Origin of the sequence: Arthrobacter sp. efr-133-TYG-120 (assembly GCF_030209785.1) — a bacterium.
In the GTDB taxonomy this organism is placed as follows: domain Bacteria; phylum Actinomycetota; class Actinomycetes; order Actinomycetales; family Micrococcaceae; genus Arthrobacter.
In genome coordinates this window covers 64,145-89,980 of sequence record NZ_JARVRI010000010.1, presented here as the reverse complement: position 1 = coordinate 89,980, position 25,836 = coordinate 64,145, and the positions used below count along the sequence as shown (strand labels likewise).

The 25,836-nt window shown below is 64.1% G+C and carries 26 protein-coding genes; 11 read left to right on the top strand and 15 right to left on the bottom strand.

Annotated features, from left to right (window positions below; all coding sequences use genetic code 11):
* Window position 1: 1 nt before the first annotated feature.
* A complete protein-coding gene (locus QRN51_RS06130) occupies window positions 2-1,516 on the bottom strand; it encodes an APC family permease (protein WP_284989072.1) in 1,515 nt (504 codons plus the stop codon).
* On the bottom strand, window positions 1,513-3,444 hold the full coding sequence (locus QRN51_RS06125) for a primary-amine oxidase (RefSeq protein ID WP_284989245.1): 1,932 nt from the start codon (window positions 3,442-3,444) through the stop codon (window positions 1,513-1,515). Before QRN51_RS06125 ends, QRN51_RS06130 begins: the two co-directional genes overlap by 4 nt.
* A 133-nt stretch (window positions 3,445-3,577) precedes the next feature.
* Here QRN51_RS06125 and QRN51_RS06120 point away from each other — a divergent pair, with 133 nt between their 5' ends.
* A complete protein-coding gene (locus QRN51_RS06120) occupies window positions 3,578-4,213 on the top strand; it encodes a TetR/AcrR family transcriptional regulator (protein WP_059389965.1) in 636 nt (211 codons plus the stop codon).
* Here the strand turns inward: QRN51_RS06120 and QRN51_RS06115 are convergent.
* The gene (locus QRN51_RS06115; RefSeq protein WP_284989071.1) at window positions 4,210-5,226 is read right to left on the bottom strand and encodes a LacI family DNA-binding transcriptional regulator; all 1,017 of its coding nucleotides are present in this window, start codon (window positions 5,224-5,226) and stop codon (window positions 4,210-4,212) included. The two genes, QRN51_RS06120 and QRN51_RS06115, sit on opposite strands and share 4 nt — an antisense overlap.
* 210 nt (window positions 5,227-5,436) lie before the next feature.
* Between QRN51_RS06115 and rhaI the strand changes: the two genes are divergently transcribed.
* The 4 genes from rhaI to QRN51_RS06095 all read left to right on the top strand — a co-directional run bounded on the left by rhaI (window position 5,437) and on the right by QRN51_RS06095 (window position 10,607).
* Entirely contained in the window at window positions 5,437-6,603 is a 1,167-nt protein-coding gene (rhaI, locus tag QRN51_RS06110; RefSeq protein ID WP_284989070.1) for an L-rhamnose isomerase, read from the top strand.
* Window positions 6,604-6,611: 8 nt separating this feature from the next.
* Window positions 6,612-8,657 (top strand): bifunctional aldolase/short-chain dehydrogenase, encoded by a 2,046-nt coding sequence (locus QRN51_RS06105; RefSeq protein WP_284989069.1) that lies wholly within the window; start codon window positions 6,612-6,614, stop codon window positions 8,655-8,657.
* The gene (locus QRN51_RS06100) at window positions 8,654-10,123 is read left to right on the top strand and encodes a rhamnulokinase (protein ID WP_284989068.1); all 1,470 of its coding nucleotides are present in this window, start codon (window positions 8,654-8,656) and stop codon (window positions 10,121-10,123) included. The genes QRN51_RS06105 and QRN51_RS06100 overlap by 4 nt, the downstream gene beginning before the upstream one ends.
* An 88-nt stretch (window positions 10,124-10,211) precedes the next feature.
* Entirely contained in the window at window positions 10,212-10,607 is a 396-nt protein-coding gene (locus tag QRN51_RS06095; protein ID WP_284989066.1) for a hypothetical protein, read from the top strand.
* 24 nt (window positions 10,608-10,631) lie between these two features.
* Here the strand turns inward: QRN51_RS06095 and QRN51_RS06090 are convergent, their stop codons facing one another.
* Window positions 10,632-10,859, bottom strand: coding sequence for a hypothetical protein (locus QRN51_RS06090; RefSeq protein ID WP_253257550.1), 228 nt, complete (start codon window positions 10,857-10,859; stop codon window positions 10,632-10,634).
* Window positions 10,860-10,982: 123 nt separating this feature from the next.
* Between QRN51_RS06090 and QRN51_RS06085 the strand changes: the two genes are divergently transcribed.
* The gene (locus QRN51_RS06085; protein WP_284989064.1) at window positions 10,983-12,467 is read left to right on the top strand and encodes an MFS transporter; all 1,485 of its coding nucleotides are present in this window, start codon (window positions 10,983-10,985) and stop codon (window positions 12,465-12,467) included.
* Between the two features lie 19 nt (window positions 12,468-12,486).
* Here the strand turns inward: QRN51_RS06085 and QRN51_RS06080 are convergent, their stop codons facing one another.
* The 3 genes from QRN51_RS06080 to QRN51_RS06070 all read right to left on the bottom strand — a co-directional run bounded on the left by QRN51_RS06080 (window position 12,487) and on the right by QRN51_RS06070 (window position 14,912).
* Entirely contained in the window at window positions 12,487-12,939 is a 453-nt protein-coding gene (locus QRN51_RS06080; protein ID WP_059389970.1) for an Hsp20/alpha crystallin family protein, read from the bottom strand.
* 391 nt (window positions 12,940-13,330) lie between these two features.
* Window positions 13,331-14,014: a hypothetical protein gene (locus tag QRN51_RS06075; RefSeq protein ID WP_059389971.1), complete on the bottom strand. Its 684-nt coding sequence runs from the start codon at window positions 14,012-14,014 to the stop codon at window positions 13,331-13,333.
* 46 nt (window positions 14,015-14,060) lie between these two features.
* Window positions 14,061-14,912: an alpha/beta hydrolase gene (locus QRN51_RS06070; RefSeq protein ID WP_284989061.1), complete on the bottom strand. Its 852-nt coding sequence runs from the start codon at window positions 14,910-14,912 to the stop codon at window positions 14,061-14,063.
* A 175-nt stretch (window positions 14,913-15,087) separates the two neighbouring features.
* Here QRN51_RS06070 and QRN51_RS06065 point away from each other — a divergent pair, with 175 nt between their 5' ends.
* The 5 genes from QRN51_RS06065 (at window position 15,088) to QRN51_RS06045 (ending at window position 17,700) form a co-directional block, all read left to right on the top strand.
* Window positions 15,088-15,480, top strand: coding sequence for a nuclear transport factor 2 family protein (locus QRN51_RS06065; RefSeq protein WP_284989059.1), 393 nt, complete (start codon window positions 15,088-15,090; stop codon window positions 15,478-15,480).
* A 102-nt stretch (window positions 15,481-15,582) separates the two neighbouring features.
* Entirely contained in the window at window positions 15,583-15,873 is a 291-nt protein-coding gene (locus tag QRN51_RS06060) for a hypothetical protein (RefSeq protein WP_059389972.1), read from the top strand.
* 75 nt (window positions 15,874-15,948) lie between these two features.
* Window positions 15,949-16,296, top strand: coding sequence for a VOC family protein (locus QRN51_RS06055; RefSeq protein ID WP_059389973.1), 348 nt, complete (start codon window positions 15,949-15,951; stop codon window positions 16,294-16,296).
* A gap of 53 nt (window positions 16,297-16,349) precedes the next feature.
* Window positions 16,350-17,357, top strand: a complete 1,008-nt coding sequence (locus QRN51_RS06050) for an isopenicillin N synthase family dioxygenase (RefSeq protein ID WP_284989056.1) — start codon at window positions 16,350-16,352, stop codon at window positions 17,355-17,357.
* Window positions 17,358-17,388: 31 nt separating this feature from the next.
* Entirely contained in the window at window positions 17,389-17,700 is a 312-nt protein-coding gene (locus QRN51_RS06045) for a hypothetical protein (RefSeq protein ID WP_284989055.1), read from the top strand.
* Between the two features lie 2 nt (window positions 17,701-17,702).
* Here the strand turns inward: QRN51_RS06045 and fdxA are convergent, their stop codons facing one another.
* From fdxA to QRN51_RS06005, 8 genes are all read right to left on the bottom strand, one after another.
* Window positions 17,703-18,020, bottom strand: a complete 318-nt coding sequence (gene fdxA, locus QRN51_RS06040; protein WP_059389976.1) for a ferredoxin — start codon at window positions 18,018-18,020, stop codon at window positions 17,703-17,705.
* Between the two features lie 6 nt (window positions 18,021-18,026).
* The gene (locus QRN51_RS06035; protein WP_284989054.1) at window positions 18,027-19,502 is read right to left on the bottom strand and encodes an aldehyde dehydrogenase family protein; all 1,476 of its coding nucleotides are present in this window, start codon (window positions 19,500-19,502) and stop codon (window positions 18,027-18,029) included.
* 62 nt (window positions 19,503-19,564) lie between these two features.
* Window positions 19,565-20,350, bottom strand: coding sequence for an SDR family oxidoreductase (locus QRN51_RS06030; protein WP_284989052.1), 786 nt, complete (start codon window positions 20,348-20,350; stop codon window positions 19,565-19,567).
* Entirely contained in the window at window positions 20,350-21,282 is a 933-nt protein-coding gene (locus tag QRN51_RS06025) for a dihydrodipicolinate synthase family protein (protein ID WP_284989051.1), read from the bottom strand. The genes QRN51_RS06030 and QRN51_RS06025 overlap by 1 nt, the downstream gene beginning before the upstream one ends.
* 57 nt (window positions 21,283-21,339) lie before the next feature.
* Entirely contained in the window at window positions 21,340-22,140 is an 801-nt protein-coding gene (locus tag QRN51_RS06020; RefSeq protein WP_502870850.1) for an enoyl-CoA hydratase-related protein, read from the bottom strand.
* Between the two features lie 8 nt (window positions 22,141-22,148).
* Window positions 22,149-23,408 (bottom strand): CaiB/BaiF CoA transferase family protein, encoded by a 1,260-nt coding sequence (locus tag QRN51_RS06015; protein WP_284989049.1) that lies wholly within the window; start codon window positions 23,406-23,408, stop codon window positions 22,149-22,151.
* On the bottom strand, window positions 23,405-24,787 hold the full coding sequence (locus tag QRN51_RS06010) for an FAD-dependent oxidoreductase (RefSeq protein WP_284989047.1): 1,383 nt from the start codon (window positions 24,785-24,787) through the stop codon (window positions 23,405-23,407). The genes QRN51_RS06015 and QRN51_RS06010 overlap by 4 nt, the downstream gene beginning before the upstream one ends.
* Before the next feature lie 228 nt (window positions 24,788-25,015).
* Window positions 25,016-25,624, bottom strand: coding sequence for a helix-turn-helix domain-containing protein (locus QRN51_RS06005; protein WP_059389980.1), 609 nt, complete (start codon window positions 25,622-25,624; stop codon window positions 25,016-25,018).
* Window positions 25,625-25,836 lie beyond the last annotated feature (212 nt).

The window sequence follows — 25,836 nt, the reverse complement described above, 5'->3', positions numbered from 1 at the left end:
GCTACACGTCGTCTTCGTCGCCGAGATGGACGGCCGCCGGCCCCTCCTCGCCGTGACCGATCCGCCGATACACGGCCGGGTTGCTCCGGCGGAGGCGGAACGCCCAGGCGATCCCCACCAGCCCGGGCACGATGATCGTGGCAGGCAGGACGAGCGTCAGCGCATTGGTCTCGTTTTGGCCGAGCAGTACGTTGAAGTTGACCACGATCAGCACGAAGATCGCCGCAAGGAGCACGAACCCCAGGGCAGGGGCGATCAGGCGGGTCCAGATTCCAGCGTCATGCCTGTTCTTGCGGAAGAACCCAATGACCGCCAGCGAGACAACGGTCATCAAGAGGACAAGTCCCATGGCGCCGTCGTTCGTCAGCCACGTGAACATGGTCAGGACAGGGTAGAGGTCGCCCAGCGATGATCCGGTCCCCGCGATGGCGAAAGCCACCGTGACCACGACGGCGATCACCGTCTGGGCGATCGACCCGGCGTAGGGGGCGCCGCTGTGCCGCCGTACTGCGCCCAGCTTGCGCGGCAGGACTTGTTCCCGGCCCAGGGAGAAGAAATAGCGGGCTGCGGCATTGTGGAAGCTGACGAGAGCTGCGAAGAGGCTGGTGACGAAGAGCAGGCGGGCCAGGTCAGCGAGAAGTACGCCGGCATGGTCACTGAGGAAACCGAACATCAGGTCCGGTCCTTGTTTCGCGGAAGCGTCCACCACTGCGGACGGTCCGGTTCCGACCGCCATGGCCCACGAGGAAACGGCGTAGAACAAGGCGATGATGGCCACCGCGGTATACGTAGCCCGGGCTACGGTGTGCTTGGGGTCCTTGCTTTCCTCGCCGTAGATCGCGGCCGATTCGAATCCCATGAACGCCGCGATGCCGAAGGAGAGGACCGCCCCGACGCCCGGCACAAAAAGGCTCTGCGTGCTGAGCGGCGCTCCGCTGACTCCCTCGGGGGCCACGGCAAAGGAGACGACGTCGTAGACAATCACCACGAGGAACTCCAGGCCGACGAGCACCCCGAGGACCTTCGCTGACAGGTCCACGCGGTTCACGCCGAGGAATGCAACGACGGCGATGCAGACAAGCACCGGAATCCACCACGGGACGGTGATGCCGAAGCGTTCGTTGATCAGGCTTGAGACGGTGAAGCCGAAGAGGCCGTAGATGCCGACTTGCATCAAGTTGTAGGCCATCAGGGCCACCATGGAAACCCCGACGCCGACCGGCCGGGAGATGCCCTGCGCCACGTAGGAATAGAAGGCGCCGGCGTTGACGACGTACCGGCTCATGGCCGCGTAGCCGACGGCGAACACGGCGAGGGTTCCGCCGAGCAGCAGGAAGGACAGCGGCACGCCAGTGACTCCGGTGACGGCAAACGTCGTCGTCACGCCGCCGGCGAGGACAGTGAGCGGAGCCGAGGCGGCGATGATCATGAAGGTCACCGCAGGGACGCCGAGACGACGTCGATGATGATGAGGTTGGCCCACCTCAGTGGTCTCTTTCCCGGTTGTTAAACTCATTTCTGGGCCTCCATGTGGCAGTGGCCGCCTGAGGCGGGTTTCGACGGCGGAACGTCGAGTACGGGGCTCCGGTCGAAGAAACCTTCGGGGCGGAGTTTGAATCCCACCGTGTCGACGGGCATGATCGGCCAGTCCTCGGGGCGGGGGAAGTGGGTCAGCCCGAAGGTGTGCCATACGACGATGTCTTGTCCGTCGATGTCCCTATCGCGGGCGATGTAGGCCGGCAGTCCGGCTCCTCCGGAGTGCTGGTTGACGAAGTCGCCGCTGGGGTAGCGCTCGTTCGCGTCATAGCGGGTCACCCATAGGTCCTTCGTGGCGAAGGCTGCGCGTTGGGCGATGGACGATTGGGGATCGGCGAGGAGCATGGGATGGCCTTGTCCGTGGAGCTTGTATCCCACGGGGTCGCCCAGGCGGTTGAGTGAGTCGGGATTGGAGATGATCCAGGCCCGTCCCGCCGCCATGTCAGACTCGCGCACGGCCTCCGACTCGCTCTTAAGCACCGTCCGACGGCGGGCGAAGGCGTTGCCCCGTTCGTTGCCTTCTCCCATCGGTACCCGGACGGCGTCCTCTTCCTCGACCCTGTTGCTCAAGCCGTCGATGGCGAAGTCCAGCCGGGCGCTGAAGAGGTGCTGGTGGAAGGGCGCCCCAAGGCCCGGGGCGAGCTCCGAGGCGTACGGGTAGCCCTTTCCGGGGTGGGCGCTCGTGAAGACGACGCCGGTGGCCTTGGCTTCGAACTCGATGGTGCCGTCAAGGTAGAGGTACCAGTAGAAGCCGTAGTCGTAGTTGCCGATAGTCGTGAAGAAGCTGATGACGAGCCTGCGGTTCCGGCGGGTGTAGTTCACGCCGCTCCAGAGGTCGCTGTGCTTGGCGAGGATGCTCCAATCCTCTTCGTGCATGCATATTCCGTTTCGGATTTCCCGTGGCCGGCCGAACGCGTCACTGACTACCGGGCTGAGGTAGGTGATTTCGCCGAGGCAATCGCAGCCGAGCTCGAGCGAGTTAGCGTATTGGCCCACGAGGTATTCGCCGGTATCGAAGTAGTTCTGCCAGGAGCGCACGGGTGAGGGGTCGCCGTATGGCACCACCATTTCGGCGATGGAAGCCCGCTTGAGGATGCTGCGACGGCGATCGACGTCGTCGAACGCTACATTGTGCAGAACGACGCCTTCCCGGACATCGAAGCCGATGTCCAGGCTCCACTTCTCCCACTCGACGTGGTTTCCATTGTGGACGGTGAAGCTCGGACCTTCCGGCTGGGTGATGTGGATCGGCTTCTGCGTGGTGCGCATCGGTCCGGTCAGCTCCGGGTCCGTAAAGTTGCCATGTTCTGCCGGCACCGGGACGGCGCCGAAATCCAGGACCTGGTCCACCGTCTTGCTGACGACATCAACGTAGGCAACCAGCCCATCCACGGGGTGGGCCCAGGCGCTGTCCTCGGGGAACTCCTGGACGAATGCCAAGCCGCGCAGAATCCGGCGGCCTTTCTCCTCGGGGTACTCGAAGACGCCGGCCGAAAGGGGAGCGACCCTGACTTTGCTGACGTCGAGGTTCCGGTCAGCCAAGGCCTTGAGCCACCGCTCGTCCTGGGCGAGGATCTCTTCGACCACCTCGAATTCTTCTTCGATGACCGGAAGCTCGCCCGTCACCGAGGTGTCAAGATCTACCTTCGAGACGACTTCCTGGTGTGTCACGGAGACCACGACGTCCTTCGCCGCACCGCTCAAGACGTTGTGCAGGAACGCCCTGAACCTGCGGTCCGGAGTCTCCGTTTCGCCCGCTCCTGAATCGCGAGGGGGGTCAAGGAGGCCAAGGTAGGCGATCCGGATGGATCCGTCGAAGAGCCCGGCGTCGGCCAAAATGCCCCTGACGGCAGTGATGTCTTCGGCACTGGTCAAGGCATACGGAGACAGTCCGGCAATCTCAGCCATGTCGGCGATTTCTGGAGAGGAGGTTGTGCTCATGGAAGGCCTTTGTGAGTGGCGGTTTATTTTCTATGTGTGTAGAGAATAGCATCGCGTAATCTGAGTCACAACGGTTGTAGAAAAAAGATTTGGGGAAATAGTGCCGAAGATCGTAGACCACGACAAGCGCCGGGTGGAGCTGGTCGAAGCCACGTGGCGGATCATCGCAAGCCGGGGGATCGAGGGTGCCACGATGCGCGAGATAGCAACGGAAGCGGGCTTTGCCAACGGCGCGCTCAAGCCGTACTTCCCCACGAAAGACGATCTCTTGACGTTTGCTTTCGGCCACGTCTTCAACCAGACGAATAGCCGCATGAGCGACTCCACCGCCGGCCTGCGGGGACTGTCGGCGTTGCGCAGCTACTGCCATGAAATATTGCCGCTCGACGCCGAGCGGCTAAACGAAGCGCGAATCGCGATCGCCTTCTGGCAGCGCGCACTGACGGACCCGGCGAAGGCCGCCTTGCATGATTCCTCGATGGAGCAATGGCGTGACGCCCTGTTCGACAAGCTCCGTGAAGCCAGGGAACTCGGCGAACTGAAAGAAGGTCTCAACGACGACGACATCGTCGGCGGGATCATGACGTTTGCGCTCGGTGCCCAGATCACGGCCACGCTGACGCCGGAACATCACTCGGCGGATCAGCTTCGGTCCCAACTGGAGACTTACATATCGCTCATTTCATCCGAAAAGGGCGATCTGGTGCCGACGGCCGGATCGAAGGGTTCCGCTTAGCGGCGCAGGGTGCTCTGCCGCGCCACGAGCTCCGGCGTGAACACCACTTGGCTGTGCACGTGGCCGGGTTCGGCGTCGATTTCGTCGAACAGGAGTTGGGCGGCACGCTCGCCGATCAGCTGCCTCGGTTGACTGATGGAGCTGAGTGGGATGCTCGACTGGGAGGCGAAATCGATGTCGTCGAACCCGACGATGGCGATGTCCTCGGGCACGCGGAGCCCGTTCGCGGCGAAGGATTGCAAAAGCCCTAGGGCTAATTGATCGTTGGCGGCAAACACGGCGTCCGGGCGCTTGTCAGGTTGGAGATTCCCGATAAGATCTCCAATCCGGCGTCCGCGTTCGAATTTCAGATCGGGCGTTTCGAATAGTTGAAGCGGGACTCCGGCACGTGCGGCCGCGTCGGCGGCACCCCGGTATCGGTCCTCGACCTGCTGCAGGGTGAAGGGGCCGCCGACGAATGCAGGGCGTACCGAGCCGACACTGACGAGATGCTCCAGGGCAGTGGCGCCGCCGGCGACGTCGTCCACCGAAACCGAGCAGAACTGATCCGTGCTTGCGAGCCTGTCGACGAGTACAGAAGGGATACCCCGGTCGCGCATTCTTTCCAGCCGTTGAAGAACTTGTCCGAACGGCGTGATGAGGACGCCTTGGACCCGCTGCTGCTCGAAGAGGTCCAGATAGGCCTCCTCGCGGCCGGCGTCTTCGGCGCTGTTGGCCAGTATCAGGGAGTGCTTGTGGTCTTCGGCGACGTTTTCAGCGCCCAAAGCGACATCGGTGAAGAAGGGGTTTCGCACGTCCAGCACTAACATGCCGAGGCTCCTGGTGGAGCCGGACCGCAGTGAGCGGGCTGATTCGTTCCGCACGAATCCCAGCTCTTCGATGGCGGCAAGAACGCGGGTCCTCTTGTCGAACGAGACTTGGTCCGGCCGGTTGAGGACATTCGAAACTGTTCCGACCGAAACTCTGGCAAGGGCGGCGACGTCAGTCAGCTTTGCTCCCGGGCCGCTTGGCACGCTCTACCTCCCAATTGATGAATCGAATCAAACCGCTTGATCAATATTACGTGGTTCGATCGGCGATCTCCGGGATTGACTGTTGACACGCCATGGAAGCAGGCCCTACCGTGTGAGTAGGTTCTTGAATGAAACGATTCAAGACGGAATTGATTCAAAAGAAACGCACTGCTGTTCGAAGACGACGCACAGGCAACAGAAGGAAAAACCATGAACACGACGGAAGCGGCCCTCGGCCGCCTCGGCGAATTGGCCATCGAGGTCCCGTCCTGGGCCTACGGCAACTCGGGCACGCGATTCAAGGTGTTCGGTACGCCCGGCACCCCGCGGACCATCCAGGAGAAGCTGGCTGACGCCGCGAAAGTCCACGAGCTGACGGGGCTTGCACCGACTGTGGCACTGCACATCCCGTGGGACAAGGTGGACGATTACTCCGCCCTCCGCGGGTACGCGGCGGACCTTGGCGTCGGGCTGGGGACCATCAACTCCAACACGTTCCAGGAGGACGAATACAAGTACGGTTCCCTGACGTCCTCCGACGCCGGGGTGCGCCGCCGGGCGATCGATCATCACCTGGAGTGCATCGAGATCATGCACGCCACGGGTTCCCGGGACCTGAAGGTCTGGCTGGCGGACGGCACCAACTACCCGGGCCAGGATGACATGCGCGGCCGGCAGGACCGCCTCGCGGAATCCCTCCAGGAGATCTACGCGGGACTGGGCGGAAACCAGCGCCTGGTGCTGGAGTACAAGTTCTTCGAGCCGGCTTTCTACCACACGGACGTTCCGGACTGGGGTACCTCCTATGCCCAGACGCTGGCTCTGGGGGAGAAGGCCTTCGTGTGCCTGGATACCGGCCACCATGCCCCGGGAACCAACATCGAGTTCATCGTGATGCAGTTGTTGCGCCTGGGCAAGCTGGGCTCCTTCGACTTCAACTCGCGCTTCTATGCCGACGACGACCTGATCGTTGGTGCCGCGGATCCTTTCCAGTTGTTCCGCATCATGCACGAAGTCATCCGGGGCGGGGGCTTCGGACAGGATTCGGGCGTGGCCTTGATGCTGGACCAGTGCCACAACCTGGAGGAGAAGATTCCGGGCCAGATCCGCTCCGTGCTCAACGTCCAGGAAATGACGGCCCGGGCACTGCTCATCGACACGGACGCGCTCACCGAGGCGCAGCGTGAAGGCGACGTCCTTGCCGCGAACGGCATTTTCAACGACGCCTTCTACACGGATGTCCGGCCGGTCCTGGCTGAGTGGCGTGAATCGCGCGGCCTGCCCGCGGACCCGATGACCGCGTTCAAGGCGAGCGGCTACCAGAAGAAGATCAACGAGGACCGCGTGGGCGGCCAGCAAGCCGGATGGGGCGCTTAGGCATGAATATGCAGAACACAACCAACAAGACTGTTGAAGAACTGATCGCCCGTTCCAACCGCTTGGGCGCGGACAAAAGGAACACCAACTTCGCCGGAGGGAACACCTCGGCGAAGGGCACGGAGAAGGACCCGGTGACCGGGGAGGACGTCGAGCTGTTGTGGGTCAAGGGTTCCGGCGGTGACCTGGGCACGCTGAAGGCGGACAACCTGGCGGTTTTGCGGCTGGACCGGCTGCAGGCCCTCAAGGCCGTTTACCCCGGCGTCGAGCGCGAAGACGACATGGTGGCCGCCTTCGATTACTGCCTGCACGGCAAGGGCGGCGCCGCGCCGTCGATCGACACCGCGATGCACGGGCTCGTGGACGCCGCGCACGTGGACCACCTGCACCCGGACTCCGGCATCGCGATCGCGACGGCGGTGGACGGCGAAGCCCTGACCTCGAAGGTCTTCGGCGAGAAGGTCGTGTGGGTGCCCTGGCGCCGCCCCGGTTTCCAACTGGGACTGGACATCGCCGCGATCAAGGAAGCCAACCCGCAGGCCATCGGCACCATCCTGGGCGGCCACGGCATCACCGCCTGGGGCGCCACCAGCGAGGAAGCCGAAGCCAACTCCCTCTGGATCATCGAACAGGCCGAACGCTACATCGCCCAGAACGGCAAAGCCGAGCCTTTCGGCGCCACGCTCCCCGGCTACGGTGCGCTCCCGGAAGCCGAAAGGAAAGCCAAGGCGGCCGCGTTGGCCCCGGTGATCCGCGGCCTCGCCTCGGCCGACAAACCGCAGGTGGGCCACTTCAGCGACGACCCGCGGGTCCTGGAATTCCTCGAAGGCGCCGAGCATCCGCGCCTCGGGGCGCTGGGCACCTCCTGCCCGGACCACTTCCTGCGGACCAAGGTCAAGCCGCTCGTCCTGGATCTTCCCGCCGGCGCCGGCATCGGGGAGAGCATCGCGCGCCTGACGGAACTGCACGCCGCGTACCGCGAGGACTACCAGGCCTACTACGACCGCCACGCGGACGAAGAGAGCCCCGCCTTGCGCGGCGCGGACCCGGCCATCGTCCTGGTCCCCGGCGTCGGAATGTTCTCCTACGGCAAGGACAAGCAGACCGCACGGGTCGCCGGGGAGTTCTACCTCAACGCGATCAACGTGATGCGCGGAGCCGAGGCCATCTCCTCCTACGCCCCGATCGAGGAATCCGAGAAGTTCCGGATCGAATACTGGGCCCTCGAGGAAGCCAAGCTCGCCCGGATGCCCAAGCCCAAGTCCCACGCCACGCGCATCGCTTTGGTGACCGGCGGGGCGTCGGGCATCGGCAAGGCGATCGCCACCCGTCTTGTCGCGGAAGGCGCCTGCGTGGTCATCGCGGACCTCAACCTGGACAACGCCCAGGCCGTCGCGGCCGAACTCGGCGGCGCGGACGTCGCCATCGGCGTGCAGGCAGACGTCACCGACGAAACCCAGGTGCAGGGAGCCATCCAGGAAGCCGTCCTGGCCTTCGGCGGGCTGGACCTGGTGGTCAACAACGCCGGCCTGTCGATCTCCAAACCCCTGCTGGAAACCACGGAGAAGGACTGGGACCTGCAGCACAACGTCATGGCCAAGGGCTCGTTCCTGGTCTCCAAGGCCGCGGCGAAGGTCATGATCGACCAAGGCCTCGGCGGGGACATCGTCTACATTTCCTCCAAGAACTCAGTGTTCGCCGGCCCGAACAACATCGCCTACTCCGCCACCAAGGCAGACCAGGCCCACCAAGTCCGGCTCCTCGCCGCGGAACTGGGTGAATACGGCATCCGCGTCAACGGCATCAACCCCGACGGCGTCGTCCGCGGCTCCGGGATCTTCGCCGGCGGCTGGGGCGCCAAACGCGCCGCCGTCTACGGCGTCGACGAGCAGGAACTGGGCAAGTACTACGCCCAACGCACCCTGCTCAAACGCGAAGTCCTCCCCGAGCACGTCGCCAACGCGGCCGCCGTGCTCACCAGCAACGAACTCTCGCACACCACCGGCCTGCACATCCCGGTCGACGCGGGCGTCGCAGCAGCCTTCCTCCGATGAGCGGGAAGGAGGCCGGCGCCGGCGTTTTCGCCGCCGTCGATATCGGAGCGTCCTCGGGGCGCGTCATGCTCGGCCGGGTCACCGGCGGGCCCGCGTCCGGAAAAACGGTCTCGCTGGAAACGGTGCACCGTTTCCCCAACGGCGTCGTGGAGCTCGACGGCGGACTCCACTGGGACTTCGACGCCCTGTTCGGTGAGGTGCTCACGGGACTTGCGGCGGCCGCCGAAACGGCCGCCGCAAGCGGGGATCGGATTGCCAGTATCGGGATCGACACGTGGGCCGTCGACTACGGACTCGTGGATGCCTCCGGTGTCCTGCGGACCCAGCCGTTCAGCTACCGCGACGAGCGCGGCCGCACCGCCGTCGCGGACGTCCACAAGGTCCTGGACCCGGCGCGGCTCTATGCCACCACGGGTCTGCAGTTCCTGCAGTTCAATACCATCTACCAGCTCGCCACGGAGCGTGAACTGCGCGGCGTCCAGGCTCTGTTGATTCCGGACCTTATTGCGTTCAAACTGACGGGGCAACGCCGTACCGAGGCCACGAATGCTTCCACCACCGGGCTTTTCGACGCCGTCACGGGGGAGTGGGCCACCGAATTCTTCAGGGCACTCGGCCTGCCCAAAAACCTGTTCCCGGCCATCATCCAGCCGGGCGAAACCGTAGGCACGCTGCTGCCGGAGATCGCGGCCCGGACAGGGTTGCCCGCGGAGACTGCGGTGGTTGCCGTGGGATCGCACGACACCGCCTCGGCCGTGGCGGCCGTTCCGGCCCGGCAGGAAGACTTCGCCTACATTTCCTCCGGCACCTGGTCCCTCGTGGGCGTTGAGCTGGACAGCCCGGTCCTGGACGAGTCAAGCCGTTTGGCCAACTTCACCAACGAACGCGGCGTCGACGGAACCGTCCGGTACCTGCGCAACGTGGGCGGCCTGTGGCTGCTCAGCGAATGCCAACGCACGTGGGCGGCCGAAGGGCACCGACAGGAACTCGCCGCGCTCCTGGAGTCCGCGGCGGCACTTCCCGCCGCCGGTCCCCAAATCAACGCCGACGATCCCGCGTTCATCGCCCCGGACAACATGCCCGAGCGCATCCGGGCCGCGGTCCGCGCCGGCGGTGCCGTCCTCCCGGACCGGCCGGCCGCCGTCGTGCGCTGCATCCTGGACAGCCTCGCGGCCGCCTACGCCAGGACCCTGGCGCGCGCCGAAGAACTGTCCGGCAAGCAGACGTCCGTGGTCCACATCGTGGGCGGGGGCTCGCAAAACAGGCTGTTGTGCCAGCTCACCGCCGATGCCACCGGCAAGACGGTTGTCGCCGGCCCCGTGGAAGCCACGGCCCTCGGAAACGTCCTGATCCAGGCCCGGGCGGCAGGAGCCATCAACGGAAGATTGGCGGAACTGCGGGCACTCGTGAGGGCAAGCGTCGGGCTCGAAAGCTACGAACCAAAACTGGCACTTCAGAGTCCCTAGGTCCAGCGCCCTGTTGTGCCGCAAAACCCCTCGATAAACTTAAGGGGCGCCGAAGAGACGCAAGGTTGGTTGCGGGAAAGGCAAGATCATGTCCGACAGCAGCGGCGTCGAAGAACCCACTGAAGATGAGACAAGCGGAGCTCGCGAGGAACCGGAACTCAGGGGCCGTTACGTCGAGGGGGAGTACGGCAAGACGGGAACGGAACCCGGGCGGCACTCCGAAGACGAAGAAGGCCAATACAGCGAAGGAGACTACGGAGCGGCGGGCAGCCAAGGCGGCTTGCCCGAACCCTTGGGTGGGAAAGCCAAGGAATCCGGGCGCTACGCAAAAGCCGACCTCGGTGACGCAGGAACAGTTCCGGGGCGCACAGCAGAGTCGGAAATCGGCCAGTACGCGGAGGGGGACTACGGCGCGGACGGCGCAGTGGGACCGCTACGCGAGGCGGCCAAACCACCGGTGCCAGCGGATGACGACGACGACTGACGCAGTCGAGTGCCCTGGCATCGATTACGTCGGCCGGACCGTGTTTTCTTCAGACTTGGCCCGGAGGAACCTCAGATCCTCGGGGGAGAGGCTGACCTGGCTGTGCTGGTCGGCATCCGGGGTGATGCCGGTTTCCTTATGGAGTATCTCCGTGAGGGTCCGCGGCAAGACCACGCATCCAGGGTTGTCGATTAGCCAATGCCGCGTTTCGGGGCTGAGCATGTCCCAGTGGTCCCTGATGTTCATCTCCATGGATGGCGCCTAACTAAGTGGGTGCAGGGAAAAATGGTGGGTGCAGACAAGAATGCCGGCCGAGGCCGGTGCCGGGAACGTAATTAGGATACGCCGCGGCATAGGGGAAAGACAGGCCCGGAGATGGCAACTGAAAGCGACGGCGTAGGCTTCCGATCCAAGCGGGGCCCGATACTCATAGCCCTGATGCTCTCGAGCGGCCTTGTCGCGATCGATGCCACCATTGTGGCGACTGCGGTGCCTTCGATTGTGCATGAAATCGGCGGGTTTGCCTCGTTCCCGTGGCTTTTCTCCGCCTACCTGCTCGCACAGGCCGTTTCCGTTCCGGTGTACGCGAAACTTTCCGACATGGCAGGTCGCAAGCCGATCATTCTCACCGGGATTGGACTCTTCCTGATCGGATCGATCCTCTGCGGCTTGGCGTGGAGCATGCCTGCGCTCATTGCCTTCCGCGTGGTTCAGGGCTTGGGTGCCGGCGCGGTCCTCCCGGTGGCCATTACCATCGCCGGCGATATCTACACCCTCGCCGAGCGTGCAAAGGTGCAAGGCTACCTGGCCAGCGTGTGGGCCACCTCGTCGGTTGTCGGCCCAACACTGGGCGGCGTGTTCGCTTCGCTTGGAGTGTGGCGCGGAATCTTCCTGGTCAACATTCCGCTGTGCCTCGTGGCGGCGTGGATGCTGGTTCAAAAATTCCAGGAGAACATCGAACGGGTAAAGCACCACGTCGACTATCTGGGAGCCGTCCTTCTCACGGTCACGTTGACCTTGACCATCCTCGGGGCTTTGGAGGGTGGACAGGCATGGGCCTGGGATTCTCCGATCAGCATCGCGGTGTTCGCCCTTGGTGCAGTGTTACTCGTTGCCTTCGTCCTGGTCGAGCGACGAGCAGCTGAGCCCGTCCTTCCGCCGTGGGTGGTTTCGAGGCGCCTTCTCGCCACGACCGCCCTGATCTCCTTCGGGGCCGGAGCAATCGTGCTTGGCCTCACTTCTTACGTTCCGACCTTCCTTCAAGGTGCGCTTTCGGTGTCGCCATTGGCTGCGGGCCTGTCATTGGCAGCCTTGACCATCGGCTGGCCCATCAGTGCTTCTCAGTCGGGCCGTTTCTATCTACGGATCGGCTTCCGGGCAACAGCGTTGATCGGGATCACCGTCACCCTCATCGGTTCGGCGGCCCTCGCCGTGACGGCCTACACACCGAACCTGGTGCTCGTCGCGGGCAGCTGCTTTGTCGCGGGACTCGGACTTGGGCTTCTGGCAACCCCGAGCCTGATCGCCGCCCAGTCCAGCGTCGAATGGCACGAGCGCGGAGTGGTGACGGGCACCAACCTTTTTGCGCGATCCATCGGCAGTTCTCTTGGCGTCGCGGTTTTCGGCGCCGTGGCTAATGCGATCTACGCCGGCAGCCCCGGTGGCGGGAAGAATTCGCAGGCGGTTGTCTTGGCGTCTGCTGCAGTGTTTCTCGCCGTGCTTGTGAGCGCCGCGCTCACAGTCATCGCTGTCCTCGCGATGCCCGATACGGCCCCGGAGGCGCCTGCGCCCCAAGGCAAAGGACCGGCCCGCCTGCTTCAGAAAGTGCGGAGACTCAACGGGCGGGACGGAGGCCCTTAGGCCCGCGTCCTCGGCTGGGCTAGTTCCCCGGCTCCTCCGGAGACTGACTGGCTTCGTGGCCAGCCGTACGGACAACGCGGATCTTCGTGGTCTGCGGCTCTGACTGTTCGGGGAGCTGGATGCGGATTTCCAGGACGCCATCCTCATACGTCGCGACGATGCCGTCTTGGCTCACTCCGCGGGGCAGCGGGATGCTTCGGGACCGTTCGCCGTAACGGAGCTCGGTGCGGTAGCCCTTCTTGTCAACGTGTTCGGCATCCTCCTCGCGCCGCGCCTCGATATGCAGGGTGTCGTCGGCAATGCTGATGTCGACGTCGGTCTCGGGGTCGATTCCAGGCAGATCCACCCTGACAACGAGCGTGTCCCCCTCTTGGTACTGCTCGATGCGGAGCGAAGGGTCGGATTCGCCTTGAAGGAAGCGTCGGAGCGGCTCCGGTACTCCAAGTCCGCCGCGTCCGAATAGGTTGTCCATGATGACCTCCTGGTAGGTACCGGCTGCGGGCCAAGTTAGACGTGCCGGGATGAGAAAAAAGCTACGCCTAGCATGGTCCCGTGGATAGCCCTTTGTCTCAGCCGACGCGGCGTCCACCACTTAATAGCGCAATCTTGACGACGGCTGTGCCGGGTCGGAGACTGAGCATAGGAGGCGCGCCGTGGGCAATTTACCGTGGATATTCGTGCTGCTCATCCCATCGCTGGGCTTCATCTTCTTCCTGATTTACGCAAATATTCGGCTCTCAGCCAGGCGGAAAGCCCTTGGGTTACCCCCTCTAGGTCTGACTCCACGTCGTTCCAAGACTCGACACCGGAAGCACCACAAGTATGTGATCATCCATCGCTTGAAACACTGAGATCGGTTCCTCTCAGCTTTGATGGAAGTCCGGAGCCTTTGGGGCGTCGAGTATTCCAGCGATCTTCTCTTCCAGGGCGGCGATGGTCGCTTCGGGCAGGACAATCAGCCCATCCAATTCGCGCCGGGCGCGCTTGTAGGCGGTCTGTCGCTCCGCCGGCGTCGCTGCACTGTCAGAAGCGATCCTCAGCAGCTTCCTGGCGGTCGCCAGCCGCTGGCGCTCGGGCTCGGTGAAGTTGCTGTCCTTGATGCGCTTGGCTTCCCGTTCCGCCACATCGAACGCCAGCTCGAAGCTCCGGACGGCCGCGCGATACTCAGCCAGCCGGGCCGCCGTCGTGATTTCTCCCGGAGTTGCCGGACGCAGACCGTCAGCATCCCGCTTGGCCCGAAGAAATTCCACGGTGAGCGGTTCGCGGACATCGGACATGACCGGAAAATCGATGAGCTTAGCGATGTCGAGTTCGTATTCGAGCCATCGCCTGTTCACGGCGTCGTGTGCTTCTTGCAGCCGCACCACCTCGGCCTGGCTGGCGTGCTCCGCTTCCGCCGCGCGGTTCTTGAGCTGATAGAGCTCCACCCGACGGCGGTGCCGCCTTTCGCTGGCCCTGGACCAGGACCGCGCCCACCCGCCAGCCAATCCGCTCAGCGGAAAGATCAGCCACCAGTTGTGGCTGACGAATTCGAGGAAGGGATTCACCGCTTCATCGTCCCACCGGCCCGGACCTGTCTCAAGAGGGCGCAGCCTAGCCGACCTTCCGGAGCCAGTCCGTCAGGAGCGGCAAGACGACGGAGCTACGCATCGCTCCGATGTGATCAAGGCCAGGAAGCACGTGGACATCCCACCCGGAGTCAATGAGTTCTTGCTTGTGTGTCGTCAGGGGCTCGCCGATCTTTACATGAACGTTGCCCCATGCCGGGCCGTAATCGATCAGATCGTCCGATCCTGCGAAGGCAAGGCGGGGCAAACCCGGCTGGACTTCGGCGGCGGAATCGTCGAAGTCTTGAAGGGCCTCGTAGAGAGTGACGAATTGTCGGGTTTGTGCTTTGTTCGTTTGAACGGGCACCGAATCCCAATCTCCAGGCTCAACGTCGGCGGTCGGTGAAGGAACGACGTCGGCAGATTGTGTGGACATGGAATGTGCTGCTCGCGTGACCGCCAACATGCTCTCGTAGGGTCCATCGAGGGGTGGGAAGCCGCCCATCACTAGCGCCCAGAGCCGGTCAGTGCGGATTGCTAGTTGCAAGCCACAAAGTGCCAGCCAGGAGTAGCCGTAATAGGCGAAGCTGCCGGCATCAGCGGCATCGGCGATGGCAAGGAGATCAGCCGTGACATTCCGTGGAGTAAGGGTGTCCGGTGCGGGGTGGGCCATCCGGTGGCTTTCATAATCGGCGACGATGACGCGGTGGGATCGCGCGAGTCCGTTCACAAGATTGGGTCCCAGATCCGGATCTGCGCCCCACCGGCGCATCGTTTCGGCTTCCTCCGGCGGATAAGGGGCGAAACGGGCCGGAACCATCAGGGCGCGTCCGTTTCCGTGGATGGCGATGGGAATCGTCGTGCCGTCGTGAAGAACGGCTTCAGCGGTATCAATCACGGCTTACCCTCCATCCAGGTGCGGCCCCTTGTGGTCAAGCTTGCCACCGAATCGCCGGCGGCGGGCGTTCGCGTGGTCGCCCAACTCAAGCTCTTTCCCATCGACAGGCACCCTGCCCAGGAATAGCCTTAAGCCGTCCCATTGACCTACGAGGATGACGGAGAGGTATCCGAACATGGGAGCTACAGAAAACGCCGAATTGGTCCGGCGGGGATATGAGGCCTTTAACACGGGTGATCTGGCGGCACTCAGCGAGTTGTTCGCTGAGGACGCAGTCTGGTACGCAGCTGGGAATGGCGTGCTGTCCGGCACTAAGCAAGGACGCGACGCCATTCTGGCCTATTTCGGCGAGCTGGGAGCACGTTCCCAGGGTACCTTCCAAGCCGCGGTCCAGGACATCGTCGGTGGAGAAAGCCACACCATCGGGCTCCAGCAAAGCCGCGCAGAAAACGATGGAAAAACCCTGGATATTGCAACTGCCATTTCCTTTGTTCTCCGCGACGGAAAGGTCGTAGAGGGCCGGGAATTCTTCGAGGACACGGCCAAGGCAGACGAATTCTGGACCTGAATCCCGGAGGTGGATCCCGCTTTTGAAAACTCATTGACATCCCGGGCGGCGGGGTCTATTGCTTGGCATGTCCACACCCATCCACACCAGCAAGGAGCAGATATGGAGCCGTACGGAGTGGTGCACTTCTTCCCGGGAGGCACCAAGGACCAATACGAGGCGTCAATAGCCGCTGTTCACCCAGGAGAGGGGCTCTTGCCCGAGGGCCAGACTTTCCACGCAGCAGGCCCGTCGGCGGGCGGTTGGACGATCATGGCCGTCCACGAGTCGAAAGAAAGTTGGGAGAAATTCCGCGACAGCATTCTCATGCCCCGCATGCAGGCGGGCATCGCGGGTGGATTCGAGTCACCCCCGGAAGAGACCGTCGTCGATCTCTACAAGGTCATGCCCTAACCATTCGAAAAGGCCGCCCCCAGGTCTCGCGGGCGGCTTCCGACTTTCAGCGAGGGAAGTGGAAAGGAAACAGTTTTGGCCTCCATAGTGAACTACTTCGAAGTCGGTTCCCCCGATCCGGAGGGCACGCAGGCCTTCTACGGCTCGCTCTTCGACTGGAGTTTCGGTGAGTCCTCTCCTGCCAGCTACCAGATGGTGAATGGCGACAAGGGCGGGCTGTGGGACACGACCTCGCTCGAGGGAACGTCGTGGGCGATCTTCTACGTCCAGGTTGACGACGTCAAAGCCGCGATCGCCAGGGCCGAGTCTCTCGGTGCAAGCGTAGCCATTCCGTTCGTTGACAACGGCGCGATCGAGTTCGCGCACCTCCTGGACCCGCATGGCAACCGTTTCGGCGTGTGGCGTCCCAAACAGCCGAACTGAAGCGTAGGGATCATCCGCACGACGGCGACACTCGATGAAAAGGACGAAGTGCATTGACTCTCGATACATTGCCCGTGATCGATTTCTCACGTCTGGATGCAGGCCCGGAAGAAGCCGCACGATTCCGTGACGAACTGCGAGATGCCATGCATGAGGTTGGCTTCCTCTACCTAGCCGGCCACGGCATCCCGCAGGAGTTGACGGACGCGATTCTCGACGTGTCGCGCCGCTCTTTCGAGCTGCCGGAAGAGGAAAAGCTCGCGATCGAGAATGTCCACAGCCCCCAGTTCCGCGGTTACACCCGCGTTGGTGGCGAGCTCACCGACGGCGGGATCGACTGGCGCGAGCAGATCGACATCGGCGTCGAGCGCGATGCTGTTGAGCCGGGCCCTGGCATTGCCGAATATTGGCGTCTGGAGGGGCCCAACCTGTGGCCGGAGGCGTTGCCCGAGATGCGGGACATTGTCTCGGAATGGACCGAACGGCTGAGTACCATCTCGCTTGCGTTGCTACGGGCACTGGCAGTTTCGCTCGGAGCACCCGAGGACACTTTTGATGCGGCATTCGCCGAGCGCGCTTTCCCTGTCCTCAAAATTGTGAGATATCCGGGGGAGTCGAACCCGGAACCCAAGCAGGGCGTAGGATCCCACCGTGACGGGGGAGTGCTCACGCTTCTCCTGGTTGAGCCCGGGAAAGGCGGTCTCCAGGTCGAGTACCAGGGGAAATGGATCGACGCCCCACAAGTGCCGGGGACTTTCGTGGTCAATATCGGCGAAATGCTGGAACTGGCCACCAATGGCTACCTCAAGGCCACCCTGCACCGGGTCATCTCACCCCTTCGAGGCACGGACCGGATTTCGCTTCCCTTCTTCTACAACCCCGCACTGGACGCGACCATGCCACAGCTTGCCGTGAGCCCTGAGTTCCAGGCAAAAGCCCGTGGCTTGTCCGTTGACCCGACAAACAGTCCGATTCTGGAAACCTACGGGGACAACGCCCTCCGGTACCGGCTTCGGGCCCATCCGAACGTCGTCGCAGAGCATCACGCCGACCTGCTGTGAGCCGGACAGGTCAAAGCCGGATAATGGGGTCATGGATTTCGAATTGCTCACCATCCAGGACTGTCCCCACAGCTCGGCGGCCCGCGAACTTTTCTCCCGGGCCGTGGAGCTGGAAGGGAACAACCCGGCCTTGATTTCGGTCAGGGAGATTGTGAGCGACGAAGAGGCGGAAATGGCCGGATTCCACGGATCCCCGACGTTCATGGTGGACGGAACTGACCTCTACCCGTCCACCGCGGAACCGGCTATGGCGTGTCGCGTCTACCGTACGGCCGATGGCTTAAGGGGCCTGCCCAGCCTGGAGTCGCTTCGACGGGCGATCCAGGCCAGGCTGGCCGCCTAACGTCAGCCCGGGACGTGTGCCGCTGAAACCACCGGGTGGTCCCGGCCCAGGTTTCCCAGCGCCGAGGCTCCTTGCGGGGATCCGAGTTCCTCGAAGAACTCGACGTTGGCCCGGACATAATCTGCCCACTCATCCGGGACATCGTCTGAATAGTAGATCGCCTCCACCGGGCAGACGGGATCGCAGGCGCCGCAGTCCACACATTCGGAGGGGTGGATGTAGAGCGAGCGTTCGCCTTCGTAGATGCAATCCACAGGGCATTCGTCGATGCAGGCTTTATCCTTGACGTCCACGCAGGGCTGCGCGATCACATAGGTCATGACGCGCTACACACCGGTGTAAACGGTCTTGCCCCACGTGAAGAAGTCCAGTGCGGACTTGCCCTGCTCGCGGAAGGTGTTGGTGGAGGAGTCCTTCACGCCACCGAACGGCACGTTCAAGTCCAGGCCGGCCGTGGGACGGTTGACCTTGATCACGCCCGCCTGCGCGCGTGCGGCGAAATCCGTGGCCAAGGCCAGGGAGTCGGTGCAAATGCCTGCGGTGAGGCCATAGCGGGAATCATTGATGGCGGCGAGTCCGGCCTCGTAATCGGGGACCTGCAGGACCGCGACTACCGGACCGAAGATTTCCTCGGTCACGGCAGCGTCGTCAAACGCAATATCGGTGAGCACCGCGGCAGGGAAGAGCAGCGCTCCGGAGGGGTCGCCGTCGTACTCTCCGTGAAGGAGGGTGGCGCCGCGTTCGACGGCGGTGCGCACCGCTGCCTGGTCCTGTTCGAACTGCTGGCTGCTCACCACAGCGCCCATCTTGGCGCCGTCGAGCCCGTCACCGGCGGTGTAGCCCGCGGCCTCGGCAACAAGGGCTTCGAGGAACGCGTCGCGGACACCCGGGGTGACATACACGCGGGACGTCGCGGTGCACGCCTGGCCCGTGAGTCCGAACGCACCGGCTGCGACTACCGCGGCGGCCTTCTGCGGATCGGCGTCGTCGAGCACTAGGACGCCGTTCTTGCCGCCCATTTCAAGCTGGACGCGGGCGCGGCGGGCGTTCAGGATTTCCTGGAGCCCAAGCCCCACTTTGGTGGATCCGGTGAAGGACAGCCCGGCGATGCGGGGATCGCGTGCCAAAGCGTCTCCCACCACGCGGCCCTTTCCGTGGACCACGTTGAAGACTCCTGCGGGTACACCGGCGTCGTGGAGGGCGCGGGCAAGGTGCGTCGCGGAGAGCGGGGTGAGTTCGGCCGGCTTGATGACCACGGCGTTACCGCTGATGAGTGCGGGGGCGGCCTTCCATGCCGGGATGGCGATGGGGAAGTTCCACGGGGTGATGAGCCCGACGACGCCGAGCGGCTCGCGCCGGGTGGTAATGGTGGTATCCGGGAGCCCACTGGGAAGTACTTCGCCCGTGGCGCCCCAGCCGAGGGAGCCGAAGAAGCGCAGGACGTCCGAGGCGCGCTTGACCTCTCCCTTGGCTTCGGCGAGGGTTTTGCCTTCTTCGCGGACGAGGTCCTCGGCGATCGCGCTTTGGCGCTCGAGGAGCAGGTTGCCGGCGGTCATGAGGATGGCGCCGCGGGCGGGGGCGGGCAGGGCTGCCCAGGCCGGCTGGGCGGCGGCAGCGGCGGTGATGGCCGCGTCGACGTCGTCGGCGGTGCCTCGCGGGGAGAGGGCAGCGAGTTCATCCGGGCGGGCCGGGTTGATTCGCTGGATTTCGGGTTCTCCGGTCCATTCGCCGTTGATCAGGTGCTGCGCGGCGGCAACATCCTGTCGGGCGGACGTTGCCGATTCGGTGGCGGTGGAAGTCATGGTCATCCTTTGGCTTAGCGGTTGGGATTGGGTGTTGGGGCTGTTCGGGAGGACGGCCGGACCTAGAGGGTCCGGATCAGGCCCCCGTCGCAGCGAAGCGCGACGCCGGTGATGTAGGAAGCGGGGGCGCTGCAGAGGAAAGAAGCGGCGGCGCCGAACTCCTCCGGTTCGCCGTAGCGTCTGGCCGGAATGGTCTTGCGGGATTCGAGTTGGATTTCCTCGGGCGTGGTGCCGCGGCGCTTGGCCGCCGCCCGGTCCAGTTCGGCGACGCGATCGGTGGCGATGCGTCCCGGCAAGATCATGTTGACCGTGACGGCGTCGAGAGCCACTTCCGCCGCAAGGGTTTTGAGGTAGCCCGCCAATGCTGCGCGGCCCGTGTTGGAGACGGCAAGGTTGGGCAGGGGTGCCACAACGCCGCTGGATCCGATGGCAAGGATCCGTCCCCAGCGCCGCTCCCGCATCCCCGGCAGGATCTTCGAGACAAGCGCGTGGTGCGGCTTCACGAGCAGCTCGAACGCGGCGGTGATGTCGTCGGCGCCAAGGCTCGCGGCCGCCCCCGGCTTGGGACCGGGGCCGTTGAGGACAAGGATGTCGATGGGACCGAGTAGTTCCACTGCGCGTTCGACGGCGGCGGTCACTCCGTCCGCTGTGCTCAGGTCGGCCTCGACAGCCACGGCGCTGTGGCCGTCAGCCTGCAGCTCTGCTGCGATCTTCTCGGCCAGCTCGCCGCGGCGGCCGGTGATGGCAACCCGGACGCCTTCGGCCGCGAGCCCGCGGGCGACGGACAGTCCCAGCCCTCCTGTGGAGGCGGCGACGAAGGCGGTCTTGCCGCTGATTCCGAAATCCATTAGAGCCTTCCTGCTGTGTGCTCGGCGGGGGTAAGGGAGAGATCCAAAGCGTGGGCCGCTTCAGCCAGATGCGTCAGCATTCCGTTCCTGAGGACCTCCGGGAAAGGAGTCGCCGGCGGCCGGACGCCGGAGTCCTTGATGAAGCCCCGCTCACGGAAGCACTCCTTCCGGACCGCCAATGCGATCCGGGCCTGCTGCTCGAAGTTGATGAGCGGCAAGTACGGGAGCAGCGCGTCCCGGGCATCGTCGTAACCGCCCGATTGCCACGCGCGGACGCAGGCAACGAGGGCTTCCGGGTAGGAGAACCCCGTCATGGCGCCGGCGGCGCCGGCCACCAGCTCGTCCAGCAGCCCTTGACCTCCCAGCCCGCCGAACACCGAGACGTCGACGGCGGCCGACAGTTGAGCGATGGCCACACTGGTCGGCGGGGCCTCGGCCTTGACCGCGACAACAAACTTGCACGCCTGGACCACGTAAATGAGTGCTTCGGTGCTGATGCTGACGCCGCTGGCCACTGGGTAGTCCTGCAGGACGACCTTGGCCCCGGTGGACTGGTGGATGGCGTTCAGGTGCGCGATCACAACTTCCGGCCGGGCCGAATTGGCCTGCACCATGACGGCTGCGAGCCGGTCGCCAGCCACGGCCTGGGCGGCGCGGATTTCTTCGACTGCCGTGCCCGTGAAGAGCGAGGTCACACCCACCACGAGGGGCAATCGGGTTTCTTCGACCACCACTTCCAGCGCCAGGCTGCGCTCCGCTGCGGTCAGGGCGGCCGCCTCGCCGAAGACACCCAGGACAGTCAGCCCTGTCGCGCCGATGGATTCATAGTGCTCCACCAACCGGGCCAGGCTGTCGGTGTCCAGATCGAGGGTGCTGCCCTGGAATGGAGTGGCGACGACGCCCCACACTCCGGGTGCTAGTGCTTCCCGCATTGGTTTGTCCTTCCGTTCGTGCTGAAGTTCGGTGTCTTGCATCTGTTCATGCTGCATTCAGCGGCCCGGCCACACAGGCGGGCGTTTTTCCTGGAAGGCGAGCACGCCTTCGGCGGAGTCTTCACTGTCGAGTGCGGCCATGAGTGCCGGCAGCCTGAGGCCGCGGGCTTCCGCCGCGCTCAAGTGGCTCGTCCTGCTGACCATTTGCTTGACGGCCCGGACGGAGCTGGGCGCGCAGGCGAGGATCTGGTCCACCCAGCGCTGCACCGCGGCGTCGAGCTCCTCCGCGGGGACCACTTCGTTGACCAGGCCCATCGATTGCATTTCCGCGGCCTCGGCCTTGCGGCCCGTGAGGAGCATGCCCATCGCTTGCGTGTAGGGGACGCGGCGCACCAATTGGTGGATGCCGCCGTCGAGCGCCAAGCGCCCGACCCGCGGTTCGGTGAGGCCGAAGCGGGCCGAGTCCGCGGCGACCACAATGTCGGCGCCGAGCACCATCTCCATGCCGCCGCCCAGCGCATAGCCGTTCACCCGGGCAATCACCGGAATGTCCAGGCTCGTGCGCAGGCTCAGTCCGCCGAAACCGTTGGGGTCAAGCTCCGCCCAATACTGCAGGCCGGTCTTGTCCACGGCAGAGGCGGACATGTCCGCCCCGACGCAAAACGCCCGCGTGCCGGCCCCGGTGATGACGACGGCGCGCACGTCAGGATCGGCTTCGATCTGGCTCCAGATCTCGTTGAGCCGGGCTTGTGCAGTCCCGTCGACGGCGTTGAGCACGTGCTGGCGGTCGATGACCACCGTGGCCACGTGGTTCTCGATGGTCAGCGTGACCTGGTCGACGATCGTCGTCTCTTCCATCGACACGGTCACCGGAGCACTCCCAACTTCTGCAGGCGCTCGATGGTTTCAGCGTCGAAGCCGTTCTCCAGGAGGACCTCCACATTGTGCTCACCGAGCCGCGGCGCCACGCGCCGGACGGAAGGCGGGGTAGCAGACAAGCGAATGGGGGCGTTGAGCATCTTCACGGTGCCAACGCCCGGGTGCTCGGCTTCCACGATCATGCCGTTGGCCTCCGTCTGGGCATCGGCCAGTGCTTGTTCCAGGGTGTGGACAGGCGCGTTGAGCAGGCCTTGGCTTTCCAGTTGGTTGGTCCAGTACTCGGTAGTGTTCGTGGCTATCCGCTCCCGGAAGATCGCCTGCAAGGCCGGCTTGTGCTTGAACTGCTGCTCCAGGTTGGCGAACTCCGGCCGCTGGGTGAGGTCCTCGTCCAGGCCCAGCGCTTCGGAAATCCGAGCGAGCGGATCAGGCGTGAAGCCGCCCACCATGCAGACGGCGCCGTCGGTGGTTTCGAAGACACCGCTCAGCGGCATGGCGCCCCAATTGACTTCGTAGCCGCGGTTGAGCTGCATGCACGCCTCCTGCATCTGCAGGTGGAGCATGGAGTCGTACATCGTCACCTCGACTTTTTGCCCGACGCCGGACGCCTCCCGGGTGCGTAGTGCCAGCAGGATGCCCTGCATGAGGTGCATGCCCGTGATGTAGTCGCACAACGTGGTGGGGTAGATGGCCGGCTTCTGGTCGTCCGACTCGCGCCGCCACATCACGCCGGAGTACGCCTGTGCGATCGCATCCTGGCCGCCCTTGTGCGAGTAGGGTCCCACCGGGCCGAAGCCCGTGCCGGAGGCCCAGATGATTCCGGGGTTCTCCGCCTTGAGTTCCTCGTAGCCGAAGCCCATCCGCTCCATCACGCCGGAACGGAAATTGCTGACGACGACGTCGGCGTCGGCCATGACCCGGCGGAGGACGGCTTTGCCCTCGTCGGTGCGGGTATCCACGGAAACGCTGCGCTTGTTCCGGTTGATGGACAGGAAGATGGGGTTGTCCTGGCCGTCCTTGTCCGGGAACGAATTGCGCGAAATGTCGCCGGCGCCCGGACGTTCCACCTTGATGATGTCCGCGCCGTAGTCGCCCAGGAGCTGGGTGCAGGACGGTCCCATGAACACTTGGGTGAAGTCCACGATCTTGATGCCTTCGAGCGGAAGCGGGATGCCGTTGGACTTGGCGGCGCCGGCGGGCGCCGCCGTCGTGGTTTCCTCAAACTCATCGAGAAGCGTGTCGGTGCTCATGCCCCCACCACCGCTTCGCTGTCGAGTGTAGCGTTCGACGACGGGATGTCGCCCGGGTCCGCACCGTGCCGGCGCATGCCCTGCTGTATGTCCAGCGCGGAAACGTCGCGGACGAGGGTGCCGTTTTCGACCGCGAGAGCCGCGGCGACGCCGACTGCCTGGCCCATGGCCATGCAGGGCGGGATCTCGCGGGACATCTTCTGCGCTTCCGGGGTGGCGGAGTAGTGGCGGCCGGCGACGAGGAGTTGGTCCACTTCCTTGGGAAGCAGCGAGCGGTACGGGTAGTAGTAATCGCGGCCGCGGGCCACGGTGTCCGCGAAGTGGCGGCGGGAGGTGACATCGTCCTTGGTCATGACGTATTCGCCCTCGAGCAGGCGGGTCTGCCGTACGCCCATTTGGGAGGCGACGTCCAGCATGTAGCAGTTCTCGAAGCCGGGCAGGTGGGCACGGACGTACTCCACGGCCTCGGTGATACGGTCGCGCGCGGCAAACTCTGCGGCGGTCATGTCCGCCGGATCCACGCCGTCGTACCCGGTCATGTGGGGAGCGTTGCACCAGACGACGCCGTCGATGGGCGTCTTGAGCCACCACAGTTCCCAAGCGCCGCCAAGGAGGCGCTTGATGGTGCGGTTGATGGCACGGGCCTCCTTCGGGTTGGCCTGCTCGAAAGCTTCTGCGGCGGCCGTGTCCACGTTGCCCAGGCGGAAGACGAGGGTGGTGAGATAGCTGTCCTTGATGTGGCTGGCGCCGGCACGGGAGGCGACGTCGATGTCACCGGTCGTGTCGATGACGATGTCCGCCATGAACGCCTGCGGGCCGGACTTGGTCTCGCAGATGACGCCCTTGATCACGCCGTTGTCCACGATCGGGCGGGAGAACCACGAGTGCAGGCGGAGGTTGACTCCGGCTTCGCGGACAAGGTCGTTGGAGACGCGCTTCCAGCCGTCCGGATCGAAGGCTGCGGCGTAGCAAATCGGCTTGGGGTTGGTGTGGGAGTGGAAGTCGAAGGTGCCGTAGCGGCCCCACTTGTTCCAGAGTTCCTCGGAGGTCTTGCGGTCATCGGCAGGCGGGACGATAGCCAGGCCGAGTTTCTGCAGCCGTTCCACGTACTCCGAAACGATGCCGGTCACCGTGATTTCCTGGCCGTTGATCATGTCGTCGAGCACCAGGACCATGCCTCCGGAGGCAAGTCCACCGAGCGAGGAGTAGCGCTCCAGGAGCGTGACGGATGCGCCGGACCGTGCTGCGGTGACTGCGGCGGCCACGCCGGCGGGCCCACCGCCGACCACGAGGACGTTGGAGCGGGAGATGACGGGTGCGGTGAGGTCCGCCGTCGTCGTACTGAGTTCCAGTGACGATGTGGTGGCAAAGGAGTTCATGGTGGAGGATCCTTACTTCCCGGCGGGCATTCCGTTGGAACGGTTGCCGGGGTATAGACGGGGTGCTCAGGAGGAGCCCGCGGCGATGTACGCAGCAGACCAGGCCTGGCGGAGGGCATGCCGAGTAGAGGTCCCGGGGGACCTGGACACGGAAGATTGAGATGTTTGCGAACGGACGTCCAAGGGTCCGTACGTGTATGGGAGCGAGCGGCGGCTAGCGCCGGCTGGTCACCATACGTGAGGGGCGTTGACCCAGATAGCTACGCATACCTCTTCGTAGCTGTTTTTGTACCAGTGAGGCGTATCCGAGGAGAAGGTGATCGAATCGCCCGCCTCAAGCGTGTAGCACTCGCCGTCGAGGAAGATGTCTTTCTTTCCCGACAAGATGATGCCGAACTCCTCGCCGCTGTGGCGGAAAGGGGTGGCGCTGGTGTCGTGGCCTGGCGGACTCACGATCCATTGGGCCTCCAAGGCGCCATTGAGGTCCGGGGTCAAGAGTTCATAGACTGCCTCTCCCACGGACTTCTTGGTGACGCCTTTGAGGTTTCGCCGCTCGGACTTGCGGACAACCGGCGACCTGGTTTCTTCCTGGCCGAGGAAGAACTTCCCCACAGGAATGTCCAGACCGTGCGCCAGCTGCGCCAAGGTGGTGAATGATGGGTTGGCCAGCCCGCGTTCGATCTGGCTGACGATCGCCGGGCTGAGACCGGTGATTTCCGAGAGTTTGGACAGGGTCATCCCCTTGTCCTTGCGCATCGTGCGGACCTTGTTGCCGACAGTTGCCAGAAGCGCGCTCGTGCCGGCAGGTGAGGATGCCGTGATGATCTCGTTGGTCATGATCCAGCTTTCTCTCGGTGAGCTGACTCACATAACTATAGTGAAAAATTTTAGCGAATCAATGGTTTGGTGAAATTTTCTCGTTCTCCGGGTTCACTGACGCCGCTGCCGCGGCAGACTCTTCAATACACGCGGGGCAACGAAGGCTATTTACCAAAAAGCATTGACCTGGTGAATATCTTCAATATAGTTAAGTGAGTCGCATCACTTGG